General features: G+C 33.3%; 6 protein-coding genes and 1 pseudogene. 1 reads left to right on the top strand and 6 read right to left on the bottom strand.

Going from position 1 to position 5,830, the window contains the following annotated elements; genetic code table 11:
• Positions 1 to 142: 142 nt before the first annotated feature.
• From FYJ33_RS15640 to FYJ33_RS15625, 4 genes are all read right to left on the bottom strand, one after another.
• Entirely contained in the window at positions 143 to 283 is a 141-nt protein-coding gene (locus FYJ33_RS15640; RefSeq protein WP_154532846.1) for a FeoB-associated Cys-rich membrane protein, read from the bottom strand.
• Between the two features lie 24 nt (positions 284 to 307).
• A complete protein-coding gene (gene feoB / locus FYJ33_RS15635; protein WP_154532844.1) occupies positions 308 to 2,443 on the bottom strand; it encodes a ferrous iron transport protein B in 2,136 nt (711 codons plus the stop codon).
• 123 nt (positions 2,444 to 2,566) lie between these two features.
• Positions 2,567 to 2,788 (bottom strand): FeoA family protein, encoded by a 222-nt coding sequence (locus FYJ33_RS15630; protein WP_154532842.1) that lies wholly within the window; start codon positions 2,786 to 2,788, stop codon positions 2,567 to 2,569.
• Between the two features lie 20 nt (positions 2,789 to 2,808).
• Positions 2,809 to 3,018, bottom strand: coding sequence for a FeoA family protein (locus FYJ33_RS15625; RefSeq protein WP_154532840.1), 210 nt, complete (start codon positions 3,016 to 3,018; stop codon positions 2,809 to 2,811).
• A gap of 284 nt (positions 3,019 to 3,302) precedes the next feature.
• Between FYJ33_RS15625 and asnA the strand changes: the two genes are divergently transcribed.
• A complete protein-coding gene (gene asnA / locus FYJ33_RS15620; protein WP_277644485.1) occupies positions 3,303 to 4,310 on the top strand; it encodes an aspartate--ammonia ligase in 1,008 nt (335 codons plus the stop codon).
• A gap of 218 nt (positions 4,311 to 4,528) precedes the next feature.
• Here asnA and FYJ33_RS15615 read toward each other — a convergent pair whose 3' ends face one another.
• Positions 4,529 to 4,885 (bottom strand): ABC transporter permease subunit, encoded by a 357-nt coding sequence (locus tag FYJ33_RS15615; protein WP_206046731.1) that lies wholly within the window; start codon positions 4,883 to 4,885, stop codon positions 4,529 to 4,531.
• A 14-nt stretch (positions 4,886 to 4,899) separates the two neighbouring features.
• Positions 4,900 to 5,484: pseudogene (locus tag FYJ33_RS15610) on the bottom strand (carbohydrate ABC transporter permease); the annotation flags it as partial.
• Between the last annotated feature and the right edge of the window lie 346 nt (positions 5,485 to 5,830).

Genomic DNA, 5,830 nt, shown 5'->3' with positions numbered 1-5,830 from the left:
GGGAAACCTATCTGATGAATAGGTATAATATTATTATTCATGTTAATATTATGCGTAAAAAAGGTAGATTCAATTACGAATCTACCTTTTTGTTTCGGCTAGTATCAAAGACTTTTGATACAGCCCCGTACTACTTTAAACTTTATTTATGGCTGCATCCACTGCATGAACTGCAGCAACCAGTACATGAACCAGTACCATTCTTTTTATTCTTATTATGTTTATATCCTATATATATAACATATGAGGCTATTAATATTCCTAACACTATTGTGGCAATCATTAATATCACTCCTTTAAACTCTAATTAAGCTTCAGCTCTCTGAACTTCTCTATCTGTTACTCTCTTTCCTGACATAACAGCTGCTGTAATAACCGCTATTAGTATTAATATTGAAAGCACTGCTCCCATAACGCTCTCGGTTCCAAGTGCAGCACCAACTACCTGATTTACAACAAGCGCTGCTAAATAAGCAGTTATTGTCTGGAATCCGATTGCAATCCATGTCCACTTTGCTGAACCCATTTCACGTCTTATTGCTCCAATTGCTGCAAAGCATGGTGCACATAACATATTGAATACTACAAAGGCAAGTGCTCCATTTGTAGTAAACATAGAAACTACCTTAGCTGATAAAGAGGGATCTCCTACTTCTGCATCCATTCCTAAAAGCACTCCGAATGTTGATACTAAATTTTCTTTTGCTACAATTCCTGTGATAGTTGTAACAGATGACTGCCAGTTTCCAAATCCTAATGGTGCAAATATTGGTGCTATTACATTACCAATAGCAGCAAGTATACTCTTATCCTCATCAACCATAGTTAAACTGAAATCAAATGACTGTAAGAACCAGATTACTATACATGATGCAAAGATTATTGTTCCTGCTTTCTTGATGAATGCTAGTGCTCTATCCCACATATGAAGTAATACGTTCTTGGCACCTGGCATATGATATTGAGGAAGTTCCATTACGAATGGAGCTGGTTCTCCTGCAAAAAGCTTTGTTTTCTTTAATATAATGCCGCAGAAAACAACCATAAATATTGCAAAGAAATATGCACCAGTTGCTACAAATGTTGAACCACCTAAAACTGCTCCAGCTATTATTCCGATCATTGGCAGCTTCGCCTGGCATGGAATAAATGTTGTAAGCATGATTGTCATTTTTCTATCTCTATCATTCTCCATTGTACGAGTTGCCATGATTCCTGGAACTCCACAACCTGAACTGATAAGCATAGGTATGAATGATTTTCCTGAAAGTCCAAACTTACGGAAAATTCTATCCATTATAAAAGCTATACGTGCCATGTAACCACAGTCTTCGAGAATCCCCATTAGTAAGAACAGACACATTATCTGGGGTACAAATCCAAGAACAGATCCAACACCATGTATAATACCATCTACTAAAAGACCTACCATCCAAGGTGCAACGCTCATAGCCTCAAGCCAGCCTCTTAAGTTTCCTTCTACAAAGTCTCCAAAGAATGAATCATTAACCCAGTCAGTAACCGGTCCTCCAACTACTTTCATTGAAAGAAAATATACTCCGAACATTATAAGTGCGAAAATAGGCAGTGCTAAAATCTTATTAGTTATTATCTTATCTATCTTATCAGATGTAGTTATATTTTTATTCTTTGGCTTCTTTAGGAATTTTGAAACACTGGCAGATATGAACTCATATCTATCACCTGTTATGATACTTTCACTGTCATCTTCATTTTCATCCTCACAGCATTTTATTAATGTCTCTATTTCATTTTTTACACTCTCAGGAACTCTAAATTTCTCTGATATATTCTCATCTCTTTCAAAAAGTTTTACTGCAATATATCTTGGATTAACATCACTATGCTGTATTTCTCTATCGACTATAGATTCAATATGTTTTAACGTGTTTTCCGCATTTTCCATCGGAAGTTTAAAGTTCTGCTTCTTTCTTGATAAAGCACAATGCTTGGCTTCTTCAATAAGCTCCTTAATACCTTCCCCCTTTAGTGCTGATGTCTCAACTACAGGGCATCCAAGTATCTCAGAAAGTTTGTTCTTATTTATAGTTGTACCATTCTTTCTGATAACATCCATCATATTCAGTGCTATTACTGTGGGGACACCAAGTTCCAGCACCTGAGTAGTAAGATATAAATTTCTTTCTATATTTGATGCGTCAATTATGTTAATTATTGCATCAGGATGATCATCAAGTATGAAGTTTCTTGTGACAACCTCTTCCATTGTATATGGAGATAATGAGTATACTCCTGGTAAATCTACTATTTCTATTTCCTTACTCCATTTTACTTTACCTGACTTTTTTTCTACTGTAACTCCAGGCCAGTTTCCAACATACTGATTTGAACCAGTTAATGCATTAAACATTGTAGTCTTGCCACAGTTGGGATTCCCAGCTAAACCTATTTTTATTGACATTTCTTTTCCCCCTATTCCTTGATTGAACTGATATTGATAATCATTATCATTATATAAACGTAATAATTCCTATTTTCATATTTATTTATCTATCAGTTTAGACCGATCTACATACCAGCTATATTATTTAACCAGTATCATCTCTGCATCTGCTTTTCTAAGTGTAAGTTCATATCCCCTTACTGTAATCTCAATTGGGTCTCCTAGAGGAGCTACCTTTCTAACAAGAATTTCGCATCCTTTTGTAATGCCCATGTCCATGATACGTCTTCTCACACCTCCAGCACCCTGTACCTTTTCAACTTTTGCTTTGCTTCCACACTGAATGTCTCTTAATGTAGCCATAAATTTGTCTCCCTTCATTACTAAATAAAAATTCTTTTTGCCATATTCTTATCAAGGGCAACTCTCGTTTCTTTAACTTTAATAATCATGTTTCCTCCAATGTCTGAAATCACTATGATATCCTCATTTGTTACAAAACCCATGCTTGATAAAAATCTTCTTGTGTCATCATTTCCTGATATTCTTTTTATCTTGTTAACTTCTCCTACAGCTGCTAATGTTAGTGGCATAAAAGTTCCCCCTTTTTTATTTTTTTATATTTCTATTTAAAGAACCTTAACTAAAGTTATTTAAATCGAAATACAGTTGCGAGTCAAATTCAAATGATATTATTTATCAACTTCATCTATATAATACCACAATATGCTGTAAATGAGAATAGCTTTCATAATATTTTCTGTATTTTTAACACTTTTATTTTTTATCACATAAATTGTATTAATATCTTGAACTTATTGAGTTTTTTATTGGTAATATGATAATATATTTATATAAATTTATATATGGAGGTATTATTATGGAAACATTTATTCCAGAGGGATACAAACCTTCTCTGGGTTTATATGAAACACAGAAGGCAATCGGTGAAATAAAAAGTGTATTTCAGATAAAACTTTGTTCTGCATTACACCTTAAAAGAGTTACTGCTCCACTTTTTGTTGACCCTTCTACAGGTCTTAATGATAACTTAAATGGTATTGAACGTCCCGTTTCTTTTGATATTCCTTTCGCAGGCTGTGATGGACAAGTCGTTCATTCCCTTGCAAAGTGGAAAAGATTAGCCCTAAAAAGATATGGTTTTTATGAAGGAAATGGACTGGTTACAGATATGAATGCGATACGTCGTGATGAGGAGCTTGATAATCTGCATTCAATTTACGTAGACCAGTGGGATTGGGAGAAAGTTATTTCAAGAGATAATAGAAATGAAACATTTCTCGAAGACACAGTTAAAAGAATCGTAGCTGCTATATGTGGAACACTAGATGAAATTAAATGGAACAATCCATCTCTTAATACTGATCTTACAAGAGACGTAACATTTGTTACTGCCCAACAGCTTGAGGATATGTATCCGGGTAAAACACCAAAGGAACGTGAAAACATATTTGTTAAAGAACATAAAACTGTATTTATTAAAAAAATAGGTGGAAAACTTAGAAGTGGAAAGCGTCATGATGGTAGAGCTCCAGACTATGATGACTGGGAACTTAACGGTGATCTTCTTTTTTATCATGAAACTCTAGGTATAGCACTTGAAATAAGCAGCATGGGCATCAGAGTAGATAAAAAATCACTTGATGAACAGCTTACAGAAGCAGGCTGTGACGATAGAAGGAATCTTCCATTCCACAAAATGCTGTTGAATGATGAACTTCCTTTAACTATAGGTGGCGGAATCGGTCAAAGCCGTTTATGTATGCTTCTTCTTGGTAAAGCACATATAGGTGAAGTACAATCTTCAATATGGGATAAAAACACTGAGGAAATATGTAGACAATCAGGTATATTACTTCTTTAGTATTTTTAAGTAAAAAAACAAAACATCTCTGAACATTAAAATGGAGTGTATAAATTAATGTTCAGGATGCTTTATTTTTTGTTTTAGAATGTAGGTTTTGGATGACAAATCCATAAACTTTATTTAAATAATATATAGATATCAAATCATTAAAAAATTTCTTTGGGGGGGATTTAATTGTCTAACGATTTTTATGATTCTATATAGTTTTAACATTGTTATTCTTTTACTGATCCTACTGTTAGCCCTCCTATAATGTACTTAGAACAGAATAAAAAGACTATCATTATTGGAAGTATAATTTTATTAAAAATTTTAAACTCTCCGCAGCCATCAATTCTAGCAGCTTCTATTAATGCATCTGGTACTGTAGAGCTTATATATTGCTTTACATTTAACTTAGAAGCTAAATCTGCATTACTTTCAGTACAGTTTATAATCATTATATAAAATGGTGCAAAACATAATATAGCAAGTAATATTAGGAGAATATATGCAACTATAGTACTTGCTTTAACTTTATGTGTTTTCTGCATCTTCTGTTGTGGATTTATCATTGCACTGCTTTGTTCCATGTTAACATCTCCTCCTAATCATATACTGGTTTTCTATTCATAATCTTATATGCTATAAATACCATAATACCTATCATAATAAATAATGCTGTTACTATTGCTGCCGCATATCCATAGTGATAATTTCTAAATGCTGTGTTGTATAGATACATAACCATTGTTAATATTGAACCCTGGGGTGAGCCATCACCATTTGTTAATACGAATGGTATATCAAACATTGTCATACCACCTATTAAAGATGTTATAACATTATAAATAACTGTTGGTCTTATTAATGGAAGAGTAATATACCATAGAGTCTGTATTCCATTAACTCCATCAACTATAGCTGCTTCAATAACATCATTAGATATAGCCTGTATACCTGCCATAAATATAATCATAGTATATCCAAACCACATCCACCAGTTAATAAATCCAACTGTAATTGGTGTTGCAATTGTGCTTTGGAACCAGTTAATTGGTGAATTAATAATATGCATTCCTAAGAGCATCTTGTTTAATGCTCCTGCCTGCCAGTCCATTATAAAACTGAAAAGAACAGCTACAGATGAACATGTTACAAGATTGGGCAAATAAAAAATAGCTCTGAAATAGCTCTGAAAAAGCTCTTAGCCTTTATCTTAGATTGAACTAAAACTACAGCTATAACAAGAGCACATATCATTTGTGGTACTACACTTATTACCCACATCAGTACTCTATTCCCTATGCTTTGAAAAAAGAATTTATCATGAAATACTGTTGCAAAATTTTTGAATCCAATTATTTTTGCCTTACCAATACCATTCCAGTTAGTTAAACTTAAATAAAATGATAAATTGCAATAACAAATTGAACTAATTTTATTTTTCCATTTGAACCCTTGAATTTTTAAGCTGCATAGATCTCATCGAGGTACTTTTCAAAAAGCTCCTCTGGAGTTCGGTAGTCTAAGATTTT

This window comes from Inconstantimicrobium porci (genome assembly GCF_009696465.1).
Taxonomy (GTDB): Bacteria; Bacillota; Clostridia; order Clostridiales; family Clostridiaceae; genus Inconstantimicrobium; species Inconstantimicrobium porci.
Note: the sequence above shows the minus strand (reverse complement) of the source record. Positions and strands in the feature narration are given on the sequence as shown.